Source organism: Acidisarcina polymorpha (assembly GCF_003330725.1).
In the GTDB taxonomy this organism is placed as follows: Bacteria; Acidobacteriota; Terriglobia; order Terriglobales; family Acidobacteriaceae; genus Acidisarcina; species Acidisarcina polymorpha.
In genome coordinates, this window is record NZ_CP030840.1 from 2,611,104 (window position 1) to 2,636,319 (window position 25,216).

A 25,216-nucleotide genomic window follows, 5' to 3' on the forward strand; every position below is an offset into this window, starting at 1 on the left:
GCAGTGCCGGCGCGACGTGCCCTGACTCGGCCTTTCCTGACTGGCCCTTAAGGATTTACATCAGATTGACGGCGTCAACGTCGACGATCAGGCCCCGCGACGGAATCTTGAGTACCTCGGCTCGAGCGAGAGCGGCGCGGAGAGTTCGGGCGAGCGTGGCGCGCTTCTCGGCTTTGATCACAAAATGAAAGCGATAGATGCGCTTCAAGCGACTGATGGGAGCAGTGGCCGGACCGAGGATTCTTACCCCCTCGAAGGCAGTGTTGGCAAACCATTGGCCAAGTTGCGAGGACCACGCCGCCGCTTCTTCAAGGCGCGGGCTTTGAACGATCAGATTGGCCAAGACGCTGAAGGGCGGATAATGCATCCAGCGACGAAACTGGAGTTCCTTTTCGGCGAACGCCTTGAAGTCGTGTGCCGCGGCCAGGCGGATGGCGTAATGGTCCGAATGATAGGTCTGGACGAGGACCCGCCCAGGAAGCTCGCCACGACCGGCGCGGCCGGAGACCTGGGTCAACAATTGAAAAACGCGTTCGGCGGCCCGAAAGTTGGGCAATCCTAAAGCGAAATCCGCGCCCACCACGCCGACCAGTGTCACCCCATGAATGTCATGGCCTTTGGCAATCATCTGGGTGCCGACGAGCAGGTTAATTTCGCCAGAGTGGAGGCGTTGAAGCAGGCGCTCCATGTCGTGGCGGCCGCGCACCGTGTCGCGGTCCATGCGGCCGATACGAGCGTGGGGGAAGATCTCCTGTAGACGCTGTTCGCCTTGCTGGGAGCCGGCGCCGAGAAAGTGCAGGTGTTCGCTTTCGCAGTCTGGGCAGACTTTAGGGACCGTCCGCTTATAGCCGCAATAGTGACATTGGAGACGCTGGCCGGTGGGGGATGGATCGGCATCGTCCAAGCTGGTTGCTCCGTGGGGCCGGTGGTAGGTGAGGGATATGGCGCAGTTCTCGCACTGCAGTTTTTCTCCACAGGCGCGGCATAAGACGACGAAGGAATAGCCCCGCCGATTGAGTAGGATGATCGCCTGTTCGCCTCGTTCCAGAGTGGCCTGCGTTTCCTCGATGAGCAGGCGGGAGAAGAGCTGTTCCTGCCCGGTTTCTTGAAACTCCTTGCGCATGTCGACGAGTTCGACGACCGGAAGCGGTCGATCGGCTACGCGCTGCGCCATCTCGATCAGCGCATATTTACCGGTCGTCGCATTGCGCCAGGACTCCAAAGAAGGCGTCGCGGAGCCAAGCACGACAACCGAGGAATCGAGTTTGGCGCGCATCACGGCCACATCCCGGGCGTGATAGCGGGGAGTTTCCTCCTGCTTGTAGGAGCTGTCATGCTCCTCATCGACGACGATGAGGCCGAGCCTGGTCACCGGCGCGAAGACCGCAGAGCGGGTGCCGACGACGATGCGGGCTTCTCCTGCCCGGATACGATGCCATTGCTCGGCGCGCTCCCCGGGGATAAGCGCGGAGTGGAGCAGGGCGACTTCGCTGCCGAATGCCGTGTAGAGCTGCGCGGCCATGGCGGGTGTGAGACCGATCTCGGGAACCAGTAGAATCGCAGAATAACCTGCGTCGAGCGCGGTTTGCATGGCGGCCAGGTAGACGGCGGTCTTTCCCGAGCCGGTGACTCCACGAAGCAAGGTTGGTTTGAAAACACCCGAGCCTATCGAGGCAGCGATCGCCTTGAAGGCGGCCTGCTGCGCGGGATTTAGCGTATGAACTAGGGCGCTGCCCATTGGCTGCATCGCGAGATGAAAGTCCGCGGGTCGTTCTTCGAGTCGAACTAATCCGCGGCGAACGAGCGAACCGAGGGTGGAGTCGGGAAGATCCAGACGGCGGAGCTCGGCAACGGGCATTTCGCCGCCGGCTCCGGCAAGCTCCGCAAGCAGGCATTGCTGATTCGCATTCAGCTTGGGGATCCGTACGTCGTGGAGTAGCACGGCGTAGCGGATGGTGCGGCGCGCATCGCGCTGGACGGCCGATGTTTCGCGGAGGAGCCATTTCTTGCGCAGCATGCTCCGCAAAAGATCGAGAGTGGCTCCGGTTGCAGTTCGCAGCTTGGAGACTCGCTCGGCTTGGCCAGCTTCGAGATAATTCAGTACATCGTATTCCACGTCCTGGTCTTCAGCCGACTTTCGACTGTGGCGGGAGGAGCCCTGATTGGCGCTGGCGTAGAGCACCTCGCGGCCTTTATCGGCAATGCGGTAAAGGATCTGGTGCTTCACTTCGGCCATTAAGGGGAGCATCGAGCGAAAGACTTCGCCGAGGGGCGCGAGGTAATAGCTGCTGATCCAGGCGGCGAGTTCCATCAGATCGGGGGCAAGCAAAGGCGCGCCATCGAGGACGGCGAGGATGGGCTTCGCTTCAACCGGCGGAGGCTCCTGGTGGATCCGGGTCACGATGCCAGTCAACTTCTCATTGCGGAAGGGAACGATGACGCGACAGCCGATCGCCGGCGGCTCTGCAGCCTCGCCGATCTTGTAGGTGAAGACACGATCGAGCGGGACGGGCAGAGCGACATCGCAGAATTGAAGCATGCGGGAAGCTACCAGTATCTCAGCTAGAGCGTTTTCACTTCCGGCGGGGTTCACGATCCGGCGCGTTTTGCTTTCAGGCCCAGCTCCGCCATGGCCATCTGTAGATCTTTCCACGCCTCTTTCTTTTGGGTGGGATCCCGCAACAGGTATGCGGGATGGTAGGTAACGATGAGCCTGGTTCCAAGCGCCTCGTGAATGCGCCCGCGCAGTACGCTGAGCGGACGCTTGATTCCTCCCAGCAGATAGGTCGCAGCGGTCGATCCAAGAGCAACCAGGATCTGGGGCCTAATCACACTAATTTGCTGAAACAGAAATGGCGTGCAGGTATTCGCTTCGACCGGTTCAGGAACCCGGTTCTGCGGCGGCCGGCACTTCACGATGTTGGCGATGTAGACTTCTTCCCGCTTCAGGCCCATGGCGTTGATCATGTTGTTCAAGAGTTGGCCGCCACGGCCGACGAAGGGAAGGCCCTGCGCGTCTTCGTCGGCTCCTGGGCCTTCTCCGACAAACATCAGCCGCGCGTTCGGGTCGCCGTCGCCGAAGACGATCTTGTTGCGGGTCGCGGAGAGAGGGCAGCGGGTGCAATCGCCGATCTCTTCCCGGATGGCTTGCAGGGCTTCGCCGCGGCGTGCAGGTGCGATCGGCGCTAGTGAGGGAAGAACGGGAATCGGCGGAACGGCTCTTGCCATGTCTGGAGAGTTCTCAAGCAGTTCGGAAGCGGCCATGGCGGGGGTGGTAGCAGTTGCATTCTGTAGAGCCATGGCGGGAAGAGGGTCTAGGGTCGCTTGGGCTTCGCTACTGGCTGCGGTGAGGGGCAGCGGTTCGCCGCGACGGTAGAAGTCGAAGATGCCAAGGTCGCGGAAGTAGTTGACGCGGGCTGCGACCGCCTGCTGGAGTTCTCGATCGAGCGCCACCCGCTAGCGCCTCGACGTGGTCTGGCTGGGCGAAGTCTCATCGATGACCGATTGTGGGCGGCGCAGAGCAATGGCCTCATCAAGGATGCGATCGGCGAGGTCGCGCTTGGACATCTCCGGCAATTCGATGGCGGTCTGCTTGGTGAGGAAGGTCGCCGCGTTCCTATCGGAGTCAAAGCCGATCCCTTCGCGAGAGACATCGTTCAAAACGATTGCATCCGCGCCTTTGCGCAAAAGCTTGTCGCGGCCGTGAGTGAGATGGTCCTCTGTCTCGGCGGCGAAGCCGATGACCAGCGTACCCGGCTTCCTGAGACTCGCGACTTCGGCGAGGATGTCGGCGGTGGGCTCGAGTTGCAGGGTGAGCGGTCCGGAACGCTTGAGTTTTTGATCGGCCATCGAGATGGCCCGGTAGTCGGCCACCGCGGCGGCTTTGATCACCATCGTCGCTTCGGGCAGACGGCTGACGACGGCGTCGCGCATCTGTCCGGTGGTGACCACGCTCACCACCTCGCAATTCGGTGGCGGATGCAGCGCCGTCGGAGCAGTGATCAGAATGACGCGGGCCCCGCGACGCTGGGCGGCGTAGGCGAGCGCATAGCCCATTTTTCCGCTCGAACGGTTGCCGATATACCTGACGGGATCGAGCGCCTCACGGGTGCCTCCGGCGGTGACCAGAACGACCTCGCCAGCGAGATCGTTGGTGTGATTCAGAAGCTCCAGAGCCGCGCGAACAATCTCTTCATTCTCCGCTAGGCGGCCGCTCCCGACCATGCCACAGGCCAGGTAGCCGCTGCCTGGAGAAACGACGGTGACTCCGCGGGCGACCAGGAGTTGAAGATTCGCCTGAGTTGCCGGGTGCTCCCACATGTTGACGTTCATCGCCGGAGCGACGATCACCGGCGCCTTGGTTGCCAGATACAGCGTAGTCAGGAAATCGTCGGCGATTCCGTGGGCGAACTTGGCGAGCGTGTTCGCCGTAGCCGGGGCAACGACCAGTAGATCGGTACCCTGGGCGGTGTCGATATGCTGGATCGAGGAAAGCGAAGTGCCTTCCGCGGTCTCACTTGCAGAACGACCCGATGCCCATATGCCGGTGATGACCTCGTGCCCGGTAAGGGACGCGAAGGTAAGCGGTTGAACAAACTGCGTGGCTGCCTCGGTCATGACCACGTGCACATCGAGGGCCTGCCGCTGCAGGGCGCGGACGAGTTCCGCCGCTTTATAAGCCGCGATGCCACCGGAGACGCCTACGGTAACTTTCATAGCCCGATTGTACGCCCGGTCTGCGCTCCGGCCGTAGACGGAATGATTGCGCAAAACCGGGGCTCGCCAGTGGAAATTCTGGAGATGAAAGGATCAGGTCGACTTACTTCGAACGCTAAAGCAGAGGAGCCACCAGCGGACGAGAATTGCTCTGCAGGCTTTTTCTAGTGAAAAAGCCCGTTTGCGTGGCGGCTTACTCTGCTTTGGTCCTAGCTGACGAATTTCGGAATGATGGGCGCCTCGATTTCAGGCTTGTGGAGAGGTACGTTCGGCTTGACGTAACCGACAACGCCGGCAGCAATCTCGTCCTGGGCGACGCGGCAGGCCTTGCGGGAGTCCGTTGCGATGAGCGGCTGGGAACCATTTTGCAGTTGCCGCGCCCGCCGGGCGGCGACCATGACATAACCAAAGTGACTGTTCACTCCGTTTTCGACATTCATTGGACAGATCCTCCGAAAGTTTTAACAGCGGCCTAATTCCATAGGCTTGAAGTGTCTCTTAGGTTGGCACTGTCGTTTGATCGTAGAGCCCGAAGGAACTGAGCACTGGTTGCAGCCGGGCCATTGCGTTGGTTTGGCGACAACCTTCAGCCAACTCGATCAAACGCCGCTCCTCGAGATCCGGTTCGCGTCCACTTCGGCGAATACGTTCCGCCGAGACAATAGCCGCAAGTTCCTCCACCGCGTTCTCGAGGATGTCGTTGACCAGAATATATCCATATTGGCGATAATTCACAATCTCGCTGCCTGCCTGGGCCAGGCGACGGTCGATGACTTTCTCCGTCTCGGCAGTGATGCTGCCCTCTGCACGGCTGCGATTACGGAGCCGTGCGGCGAGGTCCTCCTTGCTGGGAGGCATGACGAAAATGCTGATCGCATCGGGAATCTTCTTGCGCACCTGGGCGGCGCCCTGCACGTCGATGTCAAGCAACAAGTCTTTCGCTCGTGCCTCGGCGTCGCGGAGCGATCGGACAGCGGTGCCGTAGTAGTTGCCGAAAACTTCAGCATGTTCGAGGAACTCGTCTCCGGCAACCATCTCTTCAAAGCTGGGGCGGTCAGTGAAGTGATATTCCCGTCCCTGCTGCTCCGAGCCTCGCGGACTGCGGGTCGTATATGAGACCGAAAATTCCAGATTGTCGACCAGTGAGCGCAGCTGACTCACGAGCGTCGATTTGCCCGAGCCGGACGGCGCTGAAATGATGAAAAGAATTCCCGCCAAACGATCTTTCCTGATACCTGGGTTCTCTGGAATAAGTCTATTCGAGATTCTGGACTTGTTCGCGGGCCTTTTCAATCTCAGCCTTCATTCCCAATCCAAGAGTGGTAATGTCAGCCGCATTTCCGGCAATGCCGCTGGTTTTGGAGAGCAGGGTATTTGCCTCCCGGTTCATTTCCTGTAACAGGAAGTCGGCCTTCTTCCCGATCTCTCCTCCCGCAGCGAGGAGCAAGTGAAAGTGCTCGATGTGCGCGCGAAGCCGGGCGATCTCTTCTGCCACATCGCTGCGCTCGACGAGCAGAGCGACCTCCTGCAGGATGCGCTCTCTTTCCATGGGAACTCCGCTGGCCGTGCCGGCGCCACTGAGCAGAGCCGCCACACGCTGGCTTAACCGTTCGAAATAAGCGTTCTGCATCGAGTCTCGCAGGGAAGCGACTTGATCGACCAGTCCGCTTAGCTGATGGAGACACCGACTCAGCTCGGCGGCCAGCGAAGAGCCCTCCTGCGCACGCATGGCATTCAACGCTGCGATGAGCGGATCCAGTTGCCCGACCACCGCGGCTTCGAGGGCTTCCCAATCTTCTTTCATCGAAAAGCTTTCGGTAGCGAAGACTCCGGGCAATCTCAGGATCGCGTTCAGATCAGGTTGCTGGTCGAGGTGATGCTCGGCTGCTGCATCGCGAAATGCATCGAGGTAGGCGGAGACGATGGAGCTGTTGTAACGTGCTCCCCGCTCTGTACCGCGGTCCAGCGTCAGGGTGAATTCGAGGTGGCCGCGGATGAGGTTGTCTTTGAGATAGCGGCGGACGCGCATCTCGAGCGACTCAGTTCCTGGGGGCATGCGGAGGTGGGGATCGAGGAACCGGTGGTTCACGCTCTTGAGACTGAGGGTAAAACCGAGATTATCCGAGACCCGCCCGGAGAGACGAGCGAAGCCGGTCATCGAATAGATCGGCGAGTGAATTGGCGAAGGCGAAGGAGTGGGGGCTCGATGTGCCGCTGGTTTTGAAGAGGAAGTCAATGATTTTGCAGTCACGCCCGAGTGCTCCCGGTATCCAGAGCGACCGCGAACTCGGGCTCCGCGGGAACTGCATCGGCCACTGTCGAAAACTGAAGCTGGTTGAGCCGTTGATAGGTCGGAGAGATGCGCAGGAGCTCCTCGTGTGGGCCGATGGCGGTGATGCGGCCACTCTCGATGACCGCAATGCGGTCTGCGCGGCGCACCGTCGAAAGCCGATGAGCGATGACGATCGAGGTGCGTTTCGCCATAAGGTTGGCGAGAGCAGCCTGAACCAAGGCTTCGCTCTCGGAGTCGAGGGCCGAGGTCGCTTCGTCGAGGATGAGGATAGGCGCATTCTTGAGCAACGCGCGGGCGATCGCCAGGCGCTGGCGTTCCCCTCCTGATAGGCGAAACCCTTTCTCGCCGATGACGGTGTCATAGCCGTCGGGAAGGTTCAAGATGAAGTCGTGCGCCAGCGCGGCCTGGGCTGCACTGATAACCCGTTCGAACGAAATGTCTGGCTGGCCGTAGGCGATATTGTTGCGCACCGTGTCGTTGAACAGGATGGTCTCCTGAGTGACCTTGCCGATTTGTTCGCGCAAACTCCGAAGGCTGACATCGCGCACGTCGTTTCCGTCGATCAGGATACGTCCTGAGCTGACGTCGAAGAAACGCGGCACGAGATTGACCATGGTGGATTTGCCGGCGCCGCTGGGGCCGACCAGAGCGACCACCTCCCCACAGCGGATTTCGAGATCGATATGGTGCAGAACTTCCCGCTCGCCTTCCTCATCGCTGTAGGCAAAACCCACGTCTTCAAAGCGAATGCTTTCGCGGAAGCCTTTCAACGCCAGCGGCCGCGGTCTCTCGCGGACATCATCCTGGGCATCCATAAAGCTGAAGATCTCGGAAGATGCTCCTAGCGCGGTCTGAAAATTGTTGTAGAAGAGGGCAAACTTCCTCACGGGGTCATAAAGCTTGAAGACGGCGACGATGAAGGCGAAAAAAGTGCCTTCGGTCATCGCGCCATGATTGATCTGGATGCGACCCACCCAGAGCAGCAGCGCTATGGCGATGGCTCCGATCGAATCCATAAGGGGCGAGCTGATGGCCTGGGCGCGGACCGACCGGAGATTGGCGCGAAAGAGCCGGCGGGCAGCCGTCTTGAAGCGCAGAGTCTCCCACAACTCCATGTTGAAGGCTTTGACGATCCGGTTGCCGGTGACAGTCTCGTGGAGGATGTTCTGAATCTCAGCAAGCTTATCCTGACCGCGGCGGGTCGTGGTCCGCACCTGGCGGCCGATTTTGCGCGCAGAGCCGATCACCACGGGCAGAAAAATGAGCAAAACCCAGGCCAGCTTTCCTCCGTACCCGATCACGACAACGATCGTGAAAAGCAGCGTAAAGGCTTGCTGGAGAAATTCCGAGAGCACCGAAGACATGGCATACTGCACTCGCTCAATGTCGTTGATGAGCGTCGAGAGAATGGTTCCGGTGGCATGCTTCTGAAAGAAGGAGACCGATCGGCGGAGGATTGCCTCATAGAGCTCGTCGCGCAGATCGGTGATCATGCCGAAGCCGGCGTAATTCACCAGGTAGGTCCCGCCGTAGTCACAGAGCCCCTTGATGATGGTCGAGACGATCAACGCGAAGGCGACGACGTTCCAATCATTATGGAAGTAAGACGGCACGAAGTGGCGCAGGTCAAGGTTGTAGTGGGTGCCGGGAATATTGAAAAGCGAGATGCCGCCATGAGGCGCGGCCGGATCAAGGACCCGGTCGAAGATCGGCTTGATGAGAAGCAGGCGGAAGGCCTCTAGCAGCCCGACGGCGGCCATCAAAACGACGGACAGCAGCGCTTGCAGGGAATAAGGCCGGACGTAGCGGAGAAGACGAAGGAATCTGCTCATGAGGAAGTACCACGCGAACAGACCTCGGCCCCCATTGATTGCGGGACAGAGCTTACCTTCATCGCCATTTCGCTATTGTACTCACCATGGTGAGACGAATTCAGGGCGCTTTGAGACCTGCTTCGATCGGGGCTGCTTGGCGAAAGTTGGTTTGACGCGCTCCGTTGCTCGCCGAATCCGATGCCTCCCGTCGACTAGGTCCGGCTGGAACGAGGCATATCGCGATGCGCCGTCTTGACGCGGTAGCCGTGTTTGTCGAGGCGTTTTTTCACCTCTTCAGCGATAGCCACCGAGCGGTGCTGGCCGCCCGTGCAGCCGAAGGCGACGGTGAGGTAGCTTTTGCCCTCCTGGATGTAATACGGAAGCAAAAACAACAGCATCTCGGTCACTTTGTCCAGGAATTCCTGGGTCTGGGGGAAGTTGCGGACGTAGGCCGCCACCTTCGAGTGTCTCCCGGTAAGTTTCCGAAATTCAGGAATGAAGTGAGGGTTTGGAAGAAAGCGCACGTCGAAGACCAGATCGGCTTCGAGCGGCACGCCGTTCTTGTAGCCGAAGCTGATCGAAGAAATCAGCAGGTTTCTGCCGGTGCTTTCAGTTTCAAACTTGGCCTGAAGGTAGGCGCGCAGCTCGTGAACGTTGAAATTGGAAGTATCGAGGGTGATATCGGCGACGTTCCGGACCGGATCGAGGAGCGTACGCTCGGATTCGAGGGCGGGGCGCACCATCCCTGATTTGCCGAGCGGGTGAGGACGGCGGGTTTCGGAGTATCGCCGGAGCAGGGCAGCATCGCTGGCTTCGAGAAAGATGACGGTGGTTGCGAGCGACTTTTTGATCTGCTGCAAGATGGCTGGAAAGCGCTCCAGGGTCTGGCCTTCCCGGACATCGACGACCAGCGCGGCGCGATCGATCTCGGCGGATTGCCGCACCAGGTCGGCGAACCTGGGCAGAAGCTCGAGCGGCAGGTTGTCGACGGAATAGAAGCCGAGATCCTCAAATGCCTTGAGAGCGGAGGCCTTACCGGAGCCTGAGAGCCCGGTCAGGATGATCAGCTCGCTGGCCTTCGAGGGCGATGGCTTTGGCGTTGCAGCCACTTCGGCCGCCCCTTTTGCGGGAGAAACGGGTGGCTTGGACTTGGGCCTGGTCGCGGCTGGTTGGGCGGCGGAAGACTTCGCCCCAGGAGGTTGACTTTTGCGCGGCATGGCCCATGCTAGAGCATTTTTACTTCCGGTGCATACCAGGCAGCTGGTCACTTCCTGGCTTTTTCCCCGGAAGAAGCCACGCCTCGCAAGTCTTTGGCTGCCGGACTAGAAGCTCAAATGCCCTGGCGGCGCGGCAGCCGGCTACGGAACTTCGATCAACTCCATCTTGCCATCGCGCTTCCGATGCAGAACCTTGAGCTGACCCTGATTGTCACGGAATACGAAAACTTCCCGATCGCGGAACTCTGCCTCCTTTACTGCTTCTTCCAGAGACATTGGCCGAAGCGCCACGGAGTCGATTGACCGGACAACGTGGGGCTCGGCGATGGGGGCCTTTGCCGGAAAAGAGTGGACTGTGACTGGCACCGCCGGCTTGGTCCGGCCGTTGCCGTTGGCTGCGCCATTTCTTATTTCATCCGGGTAAGCTGCGCTGGCGTCGATGGCCATCGCGCGACCGGTGCGCCGGGTGCGGGCCAACTCTGAATCTTCGGAGTTCTTTTCTTCCTTAGGCTTGCGCTTCTTGGCGCGAACCCTGTCTTTGTGGCGAATCGCCTGCGTCTCAGCCTTGGCGATGGCCTCACGCAACGCGGTTTCCATACTGGTCGACTCACATAAGCCAACAATGCTCTGCAGCCGGGTGTTGATGGTGACTTCCGCGGTTTGACGGTATTTTTCTGCAGTGAGCACGATATGGGCGGTGGTGATCCTGCCGAGGATTTTGCCGATCCGCTCGATCCCTTCATCGCCGATGGCGTGATGCGCTTTGGTCACTGTGATTTGTCTGCCGGTGTATTCGATCTGCATTGTTTCGCCTGCTCGGAGGAAGGATCCTCGGGGGGAATTTCCGATCTTACATCAAAACGCGTGCCGGGGAAGACAGGCATCAGTCCCGTTTGCGTCTTTGATGGGTGCTGGGAATACGTAGATCTTCGCGGTACTTGGCGACGGTGCGCCGGGTCACATTGATACCCTGAGTTTGAAGCAAATGAGCTAACTGATCGTCGGTAAGAGGCTTGCGTGCATCCTCTTCTTCGATCAACTTCTTCACCTTGCGCTTGAGCAGCATCAGCGGAGTTCCTGCACCCTCCGGACCATTGACGCCCTCGGAGAAGAAGAAGCGCAGCTCAAAAACCCCCTGGGCGGTGTGAACATACTTGTTTGAGACTGCGCGGCTGACGGTGGACGGGTGCACACCGATCTCCTCAGCAACCTCCTTAATCATCATTGGCTTGAGGTGCTCGACGCCGCGCTCGAGGAATTCGTGCTGCCGGCGGACGATGGACTCGCAGGTACGGAGGATCGTGTTCTTGCGCTGCTCGATGTTTCGAATCAGCTGTAAGGCGGAGCGATACCGCTCTTTCACGTAATCCTTGACATCTTTTTCGGTTCCGTCCTGTTTCAACATGCGCCGGTAGCCCTGATTCAGACGGAGGGTGGGAAGGTCGTCTTCATTCATGACGACGACGTATTCGTTGTCGCGTTTGACGAACGCCACATCCGGCTCAATCAATCGGGCGTCGGAGCGGTTGTAGCGCTGCCCGGGGCGCGGGTCGAGCGTGCGGATCAGGTCGAAGGCCTGCTGGGTATGTTCGACTGACTTGCCGACCGCCTTAGCCAGCTCGCGAAGGTCGCGCTTTTGCAGCAGCGACAGGTGCTTGTCGATAATGTGGGTCGCGGTGTCCGAGATTTCAATCCTGGCGTCGTGAAGGGGAGCCTCGTCAAGGGGAGTCACTTCGGCCTCGATCGCTGCCTGCAAACCGGCCTCGGAATCCTCGGATGTCGTCGGGTCTCCAGGTATCGCCTCCCCAAGCGGGGGCGTTTCCACATCCTCCGGATCGACGTCATTCATGCGAGCGGCCCGCTGCCCATGGATGTGGCGTTCGCGGGCTAGGCGCAGGTCTTGTCCATGGGCCCGAATCTGGATCAGCAGACATTCACGAAGATTGCGAGCCGCGATCCCGAGAGGGTCCATTTGCTGGACGGTTTTGAGCGCGCAGGCGAGGAGCGCGCTTGCGCGGCTCACGATTGCCGGGTCAACTCCAAGCGTGGCCGGATCCGCTACGCCATTGCTCACAACCCCTTCCAGACCGGAGGGGCTCATGGTTGCGAGATTATCCAGGCTTCCGGTATTTAGTGCGACCCGCTCGCGGAGGTACCCTTCCAGAAGCTCTTCATCGGTAGCAGTCAGGTAACCGCATTCGTCGATGTTGCCGACGATGTATTCGGCAGCGTCATGGACTTCGGGAGTGAGGATGAGGGAGCCAAGCTGCCAGAAGAGGTGGTCGGCCAGGGTGCTGGGCTGAGAGAGAAAGTTCTCGAAGGAAGGCTTCTCCATAAGCTCGTAGTTGTTGGGAGAACGAAATCCGGGATCCAGATACTCCTGAAAATACGAGCCGAAATCGACCTCTTCGAACGGATCGGTTTTGTCCCGCTGGGCATCGGCAACTATCTCTTCGGCGGGACGTTCGCGCTCCGCCTCTTGCCCCGCCACGTCATCGAGCAAGGGAACGTTTTCTTCCAGCTCCTCGAGCACCGGATTCTCAACAATTTCGGTGTTGATCATCTCTTTCAACTCGAGCTTGTTCAAGGCAAGCACACTCACCATCTGCATGAGACCAGGTGTGAGGATCTGCCGTTGAGCTACTTTCAAGCTCAGTCTTGGTTGAAGGAGGGCCATAAGCGAATGCCGGCGATTACCGGGTAAATTCAGTGTACCTTTCTTAACTCAGAGCAGAAACCGCCCCGGGTGGACGAATCGATCCATCAAAAGGAAAATGCGCCCCCGAGATAAACTCGGCGAACCTCCGGGTCCCGCCCCAGCTGCTCTGGAGTGCCGGCCCGAAAAATTCGTCCCTCGTTGATAATGTAGGCGCGATCGGTCACAGAGAGAGTTTCGCGCACATTGTGATCAGTTATCAATACTCCTATACCGCTGGCCTTGAGGTCGAAGATAATCTCCTGCAAGTCGGAAACGGCAATCGGATCGATTCCCGAAAAGGGCTCATCGAGCAGGATAAAGGAAGGCTGAATGCAAAGGCATCGCGCGATCTCGACGCGCCGCCGTTCGCCGCCAGAGAGCGCGTAGCCGCGGGTCTTGCGAATGTGCCCCAGATTTAACTGGTCGATCAGCTTTTCAGTGCGCGCGCGCCGCGTCACCGCGGAGATGGATTGCGCCTCGAGCACCGCCAGCATGTTTTCCTCGACCGTCAACTTGCGAAAGACGGAAGGCTCCTGGGGCAAGTAGCTGATGCCGTACTGCCGCGCGCGCATGTACATCGGCACACGGGTGATGGGTTCTCCATCGGCCAGGATCTGCCCAGTATCCGGCTGCACCAGACCGACGATCATGTAAAAGCTGGTAGTTTTTCCTGCGCCGTTCGGACCGAGCAGGCCAACCACCTCTCCTTGAGAGATGTCGAGGCTGACGCCGCGTACCACCTGCCGTCCCTTGTATGACTTGCCGATTTCATCGGTGGAAAGCTTTTGCATCGATCCTACTTCGCTGTGCGGGTGTTGGTAACGGTCCTCGCCTGCCCACCGGTGACACTGACGCTATCATCCTGACTATTGAAAATCAAAGCTTCGCCGGAGACGTTTCCATGAATTTGATCGTAAAGACGCGGCGGAGTTGCAGAAGTTCCGGTGAGGACGAATTTTCCGTCCTGAGAGGTATAGATCAGCCTTTCTCCCAGGCCCCGGCGTCCGGGCTGTTGCAGCACAATGTGGCCGGTGGCGACGATCCGCTCGATGCGGCTCTGTCCGCTCTCAGCGGAGGGATGTTCAGGCTTAACTGAGGGATTTGTAGGCGGATTGGGAGTCGCGAGGAAGGCTTCGATCTGGTCGGAGTGGATGGTGCCACTTGCATCCTCCGCTGTAACCGCCCCGGTAAATACGGCCTTATGTTCGGCGTCCGCATAGATCAGGTTCTGGCTATGAACGCGAAAGACGTTGGACTGGTGTTGCGGGCCCGCAGTCGAGGTCATCACCGTCGTCACCGCCGCCGAGGTTGAACTCTCGCCATAGGCCTTTAGCGTCTCTGGAGTGCGTTGCACCTCAATGATCGGTGCGGCGACTGAATTCGGACCTTGCCAGAGCCGGGCTTGCCCCCGGAAAATCGCCTTTCCATGTCCCTGGTCAAGGGTGGCGCTGTTTGAGACGACATGCCTAGGGCCCTGGCTGCCCAGACCTACAGCGCCCGTACTTACTGCAGGCCCAGCGCCTGGATTCGCCGCTGGTTTTGCCTGTGCATAGGTGGCTTTTACGTTGCCGGTCACATCGGCTACTCCACTATCGCGGTGATATGCTATCTCGTCCCCGGTCAGGTCCGTGGATGCATCGTTTACCCGGGGCGAGCCCTGTAGACGCAAGATCTGGGTAGCAGCGTCATAGTCGGCACGAAGCGCGGTCGCCCGGGTGGGAGTGGCCGGATGATCCGGCTTGGCTGCCGGCGTCTGGATGATGACGACATTCCCCTCCTGGATAACCGACTGGATGTGGGCAGTGTCCAAACCTGCCGCAGCCGTGGGATTCTGCTTGGCCGAGGAGGCAGGGCGGGATCCCGGCGTGGCAAAGTTCACCTGCAGGGTATCCCCGGAGGTGACGCTGTTGGCCCCGTTTGGAGAAGCATCGACAACACTTGTATGACCGGCGCCATGAAGGCTGGTGATGGCATGACCATCGCGCAGGCTGGCGAGCAGCTGATCCCCCTTGATGGTGGTGTTCTGCGAAGGACCTTTGGTGCGGATGGTGTGCAGAACCGCAGTGGCGCCGCCTGAGGCGAGCACCTGATTGGCAATCGAGCGGCTTTGAGCATCGTCCTTTGAGGGCGGCAGGAAGTCGATGTCCACCTGGGGGGCGCGCAACTCGCGAGTCGACGATCCCCCGGGATCGTCGCTGAGGCCATTCTGCTGATCGACAAAGCTGACGGCATCCCGGGCCTGAGCGTGATGAAGCGTGCCTCCAGAGGCAAACTCCAAAGTAGCTTCGACAGCAATGCCATGCATCTGTTGACTGGTGTTGTCTGCTCCCTGCTGATGGGAGATGAAGTTGAGACCTCCACCGACATCGGCTCGCGTCGGTTGACTGTGCACGTCAAGCAGGACCTTCGCTTTACCTGCAGTCAGATCGCGTCCGTCGTTGGTGACCAGGTGAACGTGGCCTTGGGAGTCGATGTGTTCTGCCGATCCATCTTTACGGAAATAGACAATGGCCTGATCGGCCGAGGTACGTTCCGACTGGTAATCGGAAATCGGCTTGAGCAGAAAGGCCTGCAGGCTGTTTCGGAGGAACTCCAGATGGCTCGCATGGACTGCGATGGGCTCGCCATCGCGGTTCGACGTGAGTTCCACTGAAGAGTCGAGCACCAGCAGGCCCTTTTGGACGTCATAAGTCGCTCCCGTGGAATGCCCGGCGCCCTTGGCAGTGGTGAATTCGACATATTGAGTCGTGGTGGCGAGCTGCGTGTTCTGATTGAAGATCAAGCCGCTGGTCTTCACATGAATCGTTCCCGGGTCCAGCTTCGAGGATTCGGACGGGGCGTTCGCCTGCTGACTGGTTCCGGAGTTTGCGGCAGCATTCGCACCGGTTGCTCCTTGCAGGTCGATCTGGACCTCACCTTTCGCAGTGACGACGCCGGCCTTCTGGTCATAGTTGAATTCGCTGCCGGTGATGCGATCGTTGCGATCTCCGTGGGCGCCGTAAAGAGTGATCACCACGTTATGCAGGGTTGCGCTGGATCCGCCGGTATATTGAACGGCATTGGAAGCGTGGATGGTGAAAGCGGTCTGGCCCTTAACCGACTGAGAGTAGGTGAATCCGTCCGAAGACCGAGTGACATCCACGCCAAGCTTGCCCGGGAGATCGCGAATCAGCTGGTGGGCTTTATGGCGAGCGTAGAGGAAAAAGAGCGCCAGCACCGCGATCAGCAGAACTGCCAAGCTAACGATCAAGCGACGCAGGCGAGCGATGCCTATAGGCATTTTCTTTTTCCACTCATCGCGACCGTCTTACTCACGCCTGCGTCTCTTTCCGAAGTTTGGAGCAATTTTGCGATTACTGTGAATCTTCCAGCGAGCGTCAAGCTGGCCTTTTCTCCCAAGAATCGGCCCGCGCAACGGTAGCTCTGGCTTAAGCCTCCGCTCCTGAACGCTTTAGTTGACGCGCTGCAAACGCTCGACAAGCTTCTGAGCCAGACTTTCGCCCGACTCCGACCAGAGTAGACGGCTGGAGATGCCGCAGTGTTCCTGGACAGCATTCGTAAAGTCAACCAGCAACTGCACGTTCTCTTTGACGCGGGAGACGGCAGGAAGGTCAAGGTCTACGTCTTCATGAAGAAACGGGGTATCGATACCGAAGTCGACGCGGATGTGGCCATTCTGCTCATAGGCGCCGTCATCGAACTCGGGACCAAATCCGATCACCGAGACGCGACTGGGCTCCTTGCGCCAGATCGGGTCGAGACCGCCCCCCACCTCCGGCGTCCACAAATCCCAGATGAGGTCAAATTCATACGCAAAATCGTCGTGGAGTGATTCCGTTGCCGCGGCCACGGCGAGTTCCGGAATCGCTTCCTCCATCTCGTTTTCGGAGTAAATGCGTTGGTAAGTGGGTGCTTCCGTGCGAGAGATTGGATAGACGGTTGCCGCGGCAACGCGCGAGGAGCCGCCGACTCTTCCAAATTGGCGGATGACCGACACGAGCGCCGGAGCCAGGCCGGCGACGCGAAAATTAGGGAACCAAAGACTCAGGTACAGCTGATCTGCCATGACACTAGTCTAGATGGTTTAGCGCCGGGCTCGGATGCACTCTGGCGACTCCAATGTTGCTGAAATGGGCACAGAGTTTGGTTCGTTCAAAGATCCATGAGCGCGCGTCGGCTAATCCGAAGGGTGTCGATCCTGTTGGGAAAGTACAGTCGAGCTTGCAATAGAGTAGCTTGCAGTAGACTAGGGTGCGATGCCCAGCCTACAGCGAGCAAATGTCATTGGCGCGGGTCCCAACGGGCTGGCGGCAGCCATCGTTCTGGCGCAGGCCGGCATCGAGGTCACGGTATACGAGGCTGAAGCGATTGCTGGCGGCGCCGCACGGACGCTCGACTTGACGCTTCCCGGTTTTCACCATGACTTTGGCTCGGCGGTGCACCCCATGGCTGCCGGCTCGCCCTTCTTCCGATCCCTCCCGCTCGAAAAATATGGGCTGAAGTGGATTCATCCTCCAGTTCCGCTCGCCCACCCGCTGGATGACGGCACGGCAGTCACGCTGGAGCGCGACCTGGGCGCGCAAATCGATGCCCTTGGCAGGGATGGTCCCGCGTGGAAGCGGTTGTTTGCTCCCTTCGTAGAAAAGTGGTCTGCACTCGCCGAAGACGCCTTCGGCCCACTGATTCGCTGGCCTCGCCATCCTTTTCTCATGGCCCGCTTCGGAGCAGTTGGATTTCTGCCTGCCGCCACCCTGGCACGCGGAGCCTTTCGTCAGGAACGAGCAAGAGCGCTCTTCGCCGGTCTCGCGGCACATTCCTTTCTTTCCCTGGACAAGCCGCTGTCGGCGGCGGTCGGACTGATGCTCGGCACCGCGGGTCACGCTATCGGCTGGCCGATTCCTGAAGGGGGGGCCCAGTCGATTACCAATGCCCTGATTGCGCATCTCGAGGCGATAGGCGGCATCGTTCATCGGTCCCAACGCGTGGCGAACCTGGCAGAGCTGCCTGCGGCCCGGTTGACGTTATGCGATGTCACTCCAAATCAATTTCTCAAGATCGCCGCGGGAAGGATCTCAGAGAGCTATGGCAAAAGCCTGCGGAGCTATCGCTATGGTGCTGCCAGCTTTAAGGTCGATTACGCTCTGTCGGAGCCGATCCCCTGGAATGCGGCGGGATGCCGGCAGGCGGGCACCGTTCACGTGGCCGGAACACTCGAAGAGGTCGCCGCCTCGGAGGCGGCCGCGAGTACAGGCAAACACACGGATCGGCCCTTTGTGCTGGTGTCGCAGCCAACGTTGTTCGATCCAAGCCGCGCTCCAGCGGGAAGGCACATAGTATGGGCCTATTGCCATGTACCGCATGGATCCAAGGACGACGCAACGACCGCCATTGCGTCCCAGATCGAGCGCTTCGCTCCGGGATTTCGCGATTGCGTTCTGGCCCGGTCGGTACTCTCTCCCGCCAGACTTGAGTCGATGGACGCAAATCTGGTCGGAGGGGACATCAATGGAGGCGCGATGGGAGTTTCGCAGTTTTTGTTTCGCCCGACCCGGCATTATTACCGGACCTCGGCTCGGGACATTTATCTTTGCTCGTCGTCGACCCCGCCTGGGGGAGGTGTCCACGGAATGTGCGGCTATCATGCCGCGAAGATGGCGTTGGCGTCATTGAAGCAGTAACCTTCCGCGCAAATGAGAAGATGAAGCGATGACCATTCTCTTTCGCCCTGAACTTGTCTACACCGGAGACCGCTTCGAGGGTGGCAAGCAGATAGTGGTCGCGGATGACGGCATCATCCAGGGCATTGAGGATTGGAGTATCGCGGATTCCGGCGAAGTTGCGGGAGCGACGATCGAAAATCTGCCTGGACGCGCGATGCTGCCGGGAATGATCGACGTCCACTCGCACAGCTTTCAACGGACTATTCGTGGATCGGTTGAATCGCGCCTGAAGGCTGGTCCGAACTTCTGGTCGTGGCGCGATGCCATGTATCGGGCCGCAAACCGGTTTTCCCCCGAAGAGTTGTACACGATCGCGTGCATGGCGTTCATGGAAATGGCCCTAGCCGGCATCACCACGGTTGGTGAATTCCACTATGTTCATCGCGACCGCGATGGCTCGCCGTACGAAAATCCAAACGAGATTGCACTGCAAGTTATCCGTGCCGCAAACGACGTGGGTATACGAATCGCCCTCCTTCGCGTGGCCTACGTCCGCGCGGGATTTAACAAACCCGCCGATGCTGGGCAAAGGCGCTTCATCGAACCGACTTCGGAAGAGTTCCTGACGAATACCGACGCACTTCGGAGCGCGCTGCGAGAAAGCGGAGAGTCGGCATGGATAGGAGTTGCGCCGCATAGCATTCGCGCGGTGCCGATCGACTATTTGCGCGAGATAACCGCCTGGGCGAGGTCCGAGAGGCTGCCGGTTCATATGCATGTGGCCGAGCAACCGGCAGAGAATGACGCCTGCATGGAGGAGTATGGGACGACGCCCTTCGCGCTGTTGGACCGCGAAGGCATTCTGGAGGAAAAATTTACTGCTATCCACGGCATTCACCTCAGCGCCGGGGAGATTGCCGCGCTCGGGCGCAGCGGCGCGATCATTGGCGCGTGTCCGACTACCGAACGCAACCTCGGGGATGGCATCCTGCCGGCAGATGCGCTGATGCGGGCCGGCGTGCGGATCGCCTTCGGCTCCGACAGCCTGACGCAGATCGATCCCCTGGAAAATGCGCGGGAACTTGAATATAACCTTCGCCTCAAGCAGCTCGAACGCGCGGTTCTCGACAACGTCGATGGCACCGCATTGCCGCAGCGGCTTTTCGCTTGCTCAACGGTAAACGGAGCGGCATCGCTGGGCGCAAATGCTGGAACGCTGGCACCAGGAATGCCGGCCGACTTCTTTAGCGTCGATTTCCACGATCCCTCGATCGCCGGCAGCGGACCAGAAGAACTGCTCGCCAGCATCGTTTTTGGGCTGGCGAAGACCGCAATCGCCGAGGTCGCCGTGAATGGGCGATTCCTCGTTCAAGGAGGCCGTCATCAACGCCAGGAAGCAGTGATCCGCGATTACGCGGCACTTATGCGACGGCAGGCTGGTGTCTATGACTGATCCTGCAGAGTTGCTGCGTGAGTTAGTGGGGGTTTCCTCTGTCTCCCGCGAGTCCAACCACGGGGTTATCTCAGTTGCTGAAGTGGTGCTTGCCCAGGCTGGCTGGCGTTTCCGGCAATATGCCTATGTCGATGCACTCGGGGTAGTGAAAACCAATCTTGTAGCCTGGCCGAGTCAGAATTCCGCCGATGACATGCATTTCCGGTTAGCCCTGGTATGTCACACCGACACCGTACCGTACTCAACTAATTGGGCTGATGCGACCAAGCTGATTGAGGATGGACCGGATCTTAAGGGATGCGGCGCCTGCGACGTGAAGGGGTTTCTGGCATGTATTCTGGCTGTCGCCGCCACCATCGACGCCGCGTCGCTTACGAAGCCACTGTGTATCGTCTTGACGGCCGATGAGGAGATCGGTTGTCTAGGCGCACGCCACTTAGTGGAGTCGCAGGCGCTCCGCGCTGATTACGCGATTATCGGCGAGCCTACATCCTTGCAGCCGATCAGCGCTGGAAAGGGATATTGCCTCGCCGAAGTTACAGTCAACGGCAGAGAGGCGCACAGCGCTTTTCCCGACAACGGGAAGTCTGCAATCTTCGGCGCGGCGAGGTTGATTGTGGAGATCGAGAAGATTGCCGAGCAGCTCAAGGAGTTTCGAAGGGACAACTTCTCGCCACCGTGGACTACTTTGAATGTGGGCGAGATCCAAGGCGGTCTGGCTAAGAATATCGTTCCGCCTGCGTGCCGCTTTCTTCTCGAGTGGCGTCCGGTGGCTGACCAGGATCCTGAGTTCGTGCTTGAGCTTGTAAGAGGTGCGGTCCAGAGATTGGAGCAGTTAGATCCCCTGTTTCACTGCGAGCTAAAAGTCCTTCGCGTGCAGGAAGGCTTCGTCAGTTCCCCAGATAGCGAGTTATTAATGTCGTTGATACAGGCGACCGGCAAACCTCCTGCGTCCGTCGCGTTTGGCACCGAAGCTCCCTGGTTGCAGAGGCTGGGCGCGGAGACCGTGGTCTTCGGTCCGGGATCGATGAATTCGGCGCATAGTCCGCGGGAGTTTGTTCCAAGAGAAGAGTTATACCGCTGCATGGATGTACTTACCGAGGCGATTTACAACTTATGCCGTTAACAAGTTATCGTTCGCGCCAATGCTCGAGGATAAAGCTGTCGGTCATGCCGGCGATGTAGTCGGCGACCACTCGTGGACTGCCATCGCGAGCGACCATGGAGAAGTAAGCGTTCGGAAGCAGCTCAGGATTTCGTACCCAGTCGCGAAACAAGCCGCCCACCACTTCCTCGGCTTGCTTGTGGTTACGGAGAATCTCCTCGGAGACATAAAGGCACGCGTGCAGGTATTCTTTGGCTTGACGGCGCTCAGCCTCTCTTTCCGGAGACAAGGACGCGAACCGTTCGGGATGACGGCGAATCGACTCGAGCGAAGTAGCTCCAGCATTCTTAACCCGTCTTGCTGTCTCCCGGATGAGATCGCCGGTAAGCTCATTCAACATACGCGTCAGCGCGCCGGCGAGCAACAATTTGCTGGCGGCGCGGGGGTGTTGTTGCTCCATGCGCGTGTGGGCGCGATCGAAGATTGCCACATGTTTGCGCACATCCTGTAACTCCAGAATGCCGGCCTCGAGCCCGTCATCGATGTCTGCCGTCAGGTAGGCTATCTCGTCGGCGAGATCGATGAGCTGAGCTTCGAGTGGAGGCCGCTGATCCAGAAAATACGCAGCAAGTTCAGGATGGTCCGCCGCCTTGTAATCGCGAGAGTGCTTGACTATACCTTCGCGTACGCCAAGAGTCAGATTCAAGCCGGGATGCGCAGCGTAGCGTTGCTCGAAGTGCTCAACGATCCTTAAGGCATGCAGGTTGTGATCGAAGATCAATCCGTGTTCGCGCATTGCGGCGTCGAGGGCCCGCTCACCCGCGTGGCCGAAGGGCGGGTGCCCGATGTCATGAACGAGGGCGAGCGTTTCAGTCAGTTCCTGGTTCAAACCGAGAGCTCCGGCAACCGTCCGGGCGATCTGCGAAACTTCGAGCGTGTGAGTGAGCCGGCTGCGGAAATGATCGGAATAGCGATTCGAAAAGACTTGAGTCTTGCCAGCCATGCGGCGGAACGACCGGGCATGAGTCACGCGTCCCCGGTCGCGCTCGAAGGCGGTCCGGTAAGCGTGGGCATTCTCTGGATAGGCGCGGGCGGTAAGCGGGTCCTGGCTTCCCCCGCCATCGACAGCGCAAGCAGAGAGATCCACTTGCTTCACTTCCAAATTGTTGGTACCAGGCTCGCTCACGAAATTAGTTTAGAGCAAAGGCGGAGTTGCCGTAAGCTGCAGGGGAATCGTCCTATAGGCCTTTGCCCGGAAGAAAACGAAGAACGCCGTGAGTGTTCCACAAGACACTTCCACATGACACCTGGACTGCTTGTGCTTTATTACAGGTCCCGCTTGACCGTGGCCTCGATGTATCCGTGAGGTTCATCAGTGGGGACGAAGATCTGGTTGGGGTTGTCTTGTCCAAACGGACTCAGATCCACGAGCAGGCAATGTTTGTTTGGCATCGTCAGGGTGACATCCAGGATGTTGGCCACTTGATCGAGCGCCGCCGCGGCCATGGCAAAGAGGGTGTGCTGGACGGACAAGCTCTTGTGTTCGGCAAAGGCTGACAAGAGGGCGGTGCGAACTTGAGGGCGCACCCGATCGAAATGTAGAGAGTCTGAGTCATAGGTCCAACTTGCGGTCACATCCGTTCCAAGGAGCCGGTCGCTGGTTTCGCGGAGGGTAGTGAATCTGTCCTTGATGTAACCCGAGAAGCTTGAATCCGATGTTTTCAAGATGACCAGCCCGCTTATCCCAGCGACGACAGAGACCGTTCCGCCGCGCGTCGCAGTGACGATGACGGTCTGCCGTTCCCCGCTTTGCTGGTGGAAGGTGGTGGGATGCAGATGACCGTCGAGCATCAGGTGGTCCCACGATGTTTCTTTGATGTCGATCGAGACGGTCCGCGCTTGAGAATAATTACTCAGGAAGTGAGCGGCCAATTCTTTCCCGAAGTCTTCGATACAGGTCGCGGTCGACTCCCGGGCGAGAGAATACACGGTGTTCTTCATGGTGTCGGTGGGCAGAACCTCACTGTTGTCGCCGGAACCAAAGCAGTTTTCATAGTCGCCTTGAATGAGGATGTTGACGCTCCACTCGCACACTGAGTGGACTCTACTTTCCCGATTCACTTTGACGAGCCTGACCCGCGACTTGCCGTACCGATTCTCGCCCAGTAAGGCCATGATTCAAGATCCTCGATAAGTAGTGTAGCCGTGTTGGCTCAGTAGCAAGGGTAAGTGGTAGTGAGTGCTGCCGGGAACGACCGAGAAGGACACGATCACCTCCGGATAGAACGACGCATCCTGATAATTTCCCGTTTGGAAGATCAAGCGATAACTGCCCGCACTGACATCCTGTGGAGGGAGAACTTCGTCGCAACGGCCGTCAGCATCTGTATCTCGAGAGGCTATCTCTACCCAGTGGCCAAATTCGAACCGGTACAGACGCACGGGTACATTGGCGGCGGGTTTTCCAAGACTGAGATCGAGAACGTGAGTAGAGATTCCGCTCATGGAGTGAACAACTTTCTTAGCCGAAGGCTAGTGATCTGCCGCTGTTGTTCGGCGGCGTTGTTGATTTCTACGGTTGTCGGGTTATTGAGACGATCTTCTAAGATCGTAAGCAGTTCGCCGGCGGACCTTCCGCTGGCGCAAACGATGTAGATGAAACCGTGACGCTGTTCATAGGCGCGGTTCTTCTTGGCGATTTGGTCGAGAACGCTGGCATCCCCATTGCATACATCGGATTGCTCTTGCTTCGACCAGGTCGTAAATTGACGCGAAGCGCCAGAGGTCTGCTCGCCGATGCGGGGATGGCAGGCGAAGGCTTCGAGCCAGTCAGCTTCGGTAAGTGACCACCATATATCGTCGGCGGCCGCGATGGCGGCATCGATGCCGGCATAAGGTCTCGACGCGACCAACCGCGTCGCGAACGCGCGAGAGCCGCAGCAAGCGAGGACCTTAACAAAGGCTTCCTCCGAACCAAGGCCATTCCAGTCGGCGAATGCGGTCACGCTGGATACTCCGTTGCATTCGCCAGGTGGGCAAGCGTCTCCGCGAGAATGAGCACGCCGGTAGTGATCTGTTCCGCTGAAGAGTATTCGTCGGGGCGATGGCTGATGCCATCGCGGCAGGGAATAAAGATCATCCCGGCAGGCGCGATCCGGGAGACAAAGAGCGAGTCATGATAGGCGCGGCTGACCATCGAACGCGATGAAATCTGGTGGCGTTCGCAAGACCTCCGGATTGCGCTGATGATGACAGCGCTACATTCGGCGGGTGAATCCGCATTGAGCTGATTGATCTCGATGGCAACGCCCCGGCGCTCACCGATCTCGCGACAGGCACTGTACAGGCTCTCCAGTAATAGATCGCGGCGCGCAAGATCGGTATCGCGCAGATCGAGCGTAAGCTTCACCTTGCTCGGGATGCTGTTCACGGCACCGGGAAAGAGATCGCACTTACCGATGGTTGCGACAGTATCGACGGCTCCCGAACTGCGAGCAAGCCGCTCTATGATAGTGGCCAACTCTGCAGCAGCCATGAACGCGTCCTTGCGGTCGGCCATGAGCACGGTTCCGGCATGACCGCCTTGACCTTCAATCGCGATATTGAAACTGGCTGGAGCGGCGATGCTGGTAACGATGCCGATCGCGGTCCCTTCTGTGTCGAGGATGGGGCCTTGCTCGATGTGAAGCTCCACAAACGCGGAGTAATAGCCACTCGGGAGCAAGACCTGTTCGAGATCGCCGCTGAAGCCTGCTTCGCCGCGCAAGCTGTCGAGGGAGGCTCCTTCGGCATCGCGAAGTTCGCTAGCGGCGCCTGGCGACAATGAGCCTGCAAGCATTCGGCTGCCCAGACAGCCGATACCGAAGCGAGTAGGCTCTTCAGCGGTGAAGAGGAGCAACTCGATGGACCGCTTCGGCCGGAAGCCGCTTCTCTGCAGTGCGCGAAGGGCTTCGAGCGCTCCGAGTACGCCAACCGTGCCGTCGTACTTCCCAGCGTTTGGGATTGCATCGATGTGGGAGCCAGTTCCGACTGGCGAGAGTTGCGGGTCGCTGCCGACCCAACGCGCAAAGGTGTTGCCGATCGCATCTTCCCGCACGCTGAGACCAGCCTCAGCGAAGAGCGCCTTCAGCCAAGTCCGGGCCTGACGGTCTGCTGGAGAAAAGACAATGCGCGTCACTACGGGCGCCGCCTCCGAGGAAAATGCGGCGAGTTGATCTAATTCGTCTTCTAACCGAGGTTGATCGATGTGAAGTTCCATAG

The 25,216-nt window shown here is 59.1% G+C and carries 21 protein-coding genes; 3 read left to right on the plus strand and 18 right to left on the minus strand.

What is annotated here, in order from left to right:
* Nucleotides 1-55 precede the first annotated feature (55 nt).
* From priA to ACPOL_RS11275, 13 genes are all read right to left on the minus strand, one after another.
* On the minus strand, nt 56-2,539 hold the full coding sequence (gene priA / locus ACPOL_RS11215) for a replication restart helicase PriA (RefSeq protein ID WP_114207141.1): 2,484 nt from the start codon (nt 2,537-2,539) through the stop codon (nt 56-58).
* A 50-nt stretch (nt 2,540-2,589) separates the two neighbouring features.
* The gene (locus tag ACPOL_RS11220; protein ID WP_114207142.1) at nt 2,590-3,453 is read right to left on the minus strand and encodes a uracil-DNA glycosylase; all 864 of its coding nucleotides are present in this window, start codon (nt 3,451-3,453) and stop codon (nt 2,590-2,592) included.
* Between the two features lie 3 nt (nt 3,454-3,456).
* Nucleotides 3,457-4,716 (minus strand): bifunctional phosphopantothenoylcysteine decarboxylase/phosphopantothenate--cysteine ligase CoaBC, encoded by a 1,260-nt coding sequence (gene coaBC, locus ACPOL_RS11225; RefSeq protein WP_114207143.1) that lies wholly within the window; start codon nt 4,714-4,716, stop codon nt 3,457-3,459.
* Nucleotides 4,717-4,925: 209 nt separating this feature from the next.
* Nucleotides 4,926-5,156, minus strand: coding sequence for a DNA-directed RNA polymerase subunit omega (rpoZ, locus tag ACPOL_RS11230; RefSeq protein ID WP_114207144.1), 231 nt, complete (start codon nt 5,154-5,156; stop codon nt 4,926-4,928).
* Between the two features lie 58 nt (nt 5,157-5,214).
* Nucleotides 5,215-5,934 (minus strand): guanylate kinase, encoded by a 720-nt coding sequence (gmk, locus tag ACPOL_RS11235; protein ID WP_114207145.1) that lies wholly within the window; start codon nt 5,932-5,934, stop codon nt 5,215-5,217.
* Between the two features lie 37 nt (nt 5,935-5,971).
* Entirely contained in the window at nt 5,972-6,967 is a 996-nt protein-coding gene (locus ACPOL_RS11240) for a YicC/YloC family endoribonuclease (RefSeq protein ID WP_236657404.1), read from the minus strand.
* Complete coding sequence (locus ACPOL_RS11245; RefSeq protein WP_114207146.1) at nt 6,964-8,841, minus strand: ABC transporter ATP-binding protein; 1,878 nt, start codon at nt 8,839-8,841, stop codon at nt 6,964-6,966. The genes ACPOL_RS11240 and ACPOL_RS11245 overlap by 4 nt, the downstream gene beginning before the upstream one ends.
* A 194-nt stretch (nt 8,842-9,035) precedes the next feature.
* A complete protein-coding gene (gene rapZ / locus ACPOL_RS11250; protein ID WP_114207147.1) occupies nt 9,036-10,040 on the minus strand; it encodes an RNase adapter RapZ in 1,005 nt (334 codons plus the stop codon).
* A 141-nt stretch (nt 10,041-10,181) separates the two neighbouring features.
* On the minus strand, nt 10,182-10,844 hold the full coding sequence (gene hpf / locus ACPOL_RS11255; protein ID WP_114207148.1) for a ribosome hibernation-promoting factor, HPF/YfiA family: 663 nt from the start codon (nt 10,842-10,844) through the stop codon (nt 10,182-10,184).
* A gap of 79 nt (nt 10,845-10,923) precedes the next feature.
* Nucleotides 10,924-12,717: an RNA polymerase factor sigma-54 gene (gene rpoN / locus ACPOL_RS11260; RefSeq protein WP_114207149.1), complete on the minus strand. Its 1,794-nt coding sequence runs from the start codon at nt 12,715-12,717 to the stop codon at nt 10,924-10,926.
* An 86-nt stretch (nt 12,718-12,803) separates the two neighbouring features.
* Nucleotides 12,804-13,529 (minus strand): LPS export ABC transporter ATP-binding protein, encoded by a 726-nt coding sequence (gene lptB, locus ACPOL_RS11265; protein WP_114207150.1) that lies wholly within the window; start codon nt 13,527-13,529, stop codon nt 12,804-12,806.
* Nucleotides 13,530-13,534: 5 nt separating this feature from the next.
* Nucleotides 13,535-16,018, minus strand: coding sequence for an LptA/OstA family protein (locus ACPOL_RS11270; protein ID WP_114207151.1), 2,484 nt, complete (start codon nt 16,016-16,018; stop codon nt 13,535-13,537).
* Between the two features lie 171 nt (nt 16,019-16,189).
* A complete protein-coding gene (locus tag ACPOL_RS11275; protein ID WP_114207152.1) occupies nt 16,190-16,804 on the minus strand; it encodes a hypothetical protein in 615 nt (204 codons plus the stop codon).
* Between the two features lie 190 nt (nt 16,805-16,994).
* Between ACPOL_RS11275 and ACPOL_RS11280 the strand changes: the two genes are divergently transcribed.
* From ACPOL_RS11280 to argE, 3 genes are read left to right on the plus strand one after another with little or no spacing between them, the layout of a single operon-like run.
* The gene (locus tag ACPOL_RS11280) at nt 16,995-18,416 is read left to right on the plus strand and encodes a phytoene desaturase family protein (protein WP_114207153.1); all 1,422 of its coding nucleotides are present in this window, start codon (nt 16,995-16,997) and stop codon (nt 18,414-18,416) included.
* Between the two features lie 28 nt (nt 18,417-18,444).
* A complete protein-coding gene (locus ACPOL_RS11285; protein ID WP_114207154.1) occupies nt 18,445-19,851 on the plus strand; it encodes a formimidoylglutamate deiminase in 1,407 nt (468 codons plus the stop codon).
* Entirely contained in the window at nt 19,844-20,977 is a 1,134-nt protein-coding gene (gene argE / locus ACPOL_RS11290) for an acetylornithine deacetylase (RefSeq protein ID WP_114207155.1), read from the plus strand. The genes ACPOL_RS11285 and argE overlap by 8 nt, the downstream gene beginning before the upstream one ends.
* 4 nt (nt 20,978-20,981) lie before the next feature.
* Here argE and dgt read toward each other — a convergent pair whose 3' ends face one another.
* From dgt to ACPOL_RS11315, 5 genes are all read right to left on the minus strand, one after another.
* Complete coding sequence (gene dgt / locus ACPOL_RS11295) at nt 20,982-22,103, minus strand: dGTP triphosphohydrolase (protein ID WP_114207156.1); 1,122 nt, start codon at nt 22,101-22,103, stop codon at nt 20,982-20,984.
* Nucleotides 22,104-22,282: 179 nt separating this feature from the next.
* On the minus strand, nt 22,283-23,131 hold the full coding sequence (pucL, locus tag ACPOL_RS11300; protein ID WP_114207157.1) for a factor-independent urate hydroxylase: 849 nt from the start codon (nt 23,129-23,131) through the stop codon (nt 22,283-22,285).
* Nucleotides 23,132-23,134: 3 nt separating this feature from the next.
* A complete protein-coding gene (uraH, locus tag ACPOL_RS11305) occupies nt 23,135-23,461 on the minus strand; it encodes a hydroxyisourate hydrolase (protein WP_114207158.1) in 327 nt (108 codons plus the stop codon).
* A complete protein-coding gene (gene uraD / locus ACPOL_RS11310; RefSeq protein ID WP_161557300.1) occupies nt 23,458-23,961 on the minus strand; it encodes a 2-oxo-4-hydroxy-4-carboxy-5-ureidoimidazoline decarboxylase in 504 nt (167 codons plus the stop codon). Before uraD ends, uraH begins: the two co-directional genes overlap by 4 nt.
* Complete coding sequence (locus tag ACPOL_RS11315; protein WP_114207160.1) at nt 23,958-25,214, minus strand: M20 family metallo-hydrolase; 1,257 nt, start codon at nt 25,212-25,214, stop codon at nt 23,958-23,960. Before ACPOL_RS11315 ends, uraD begins: the two co-directional genes overlap by 4 nt.
* Nucleotides 25,215-25,216: the final 2 nt, after the last annotated feature.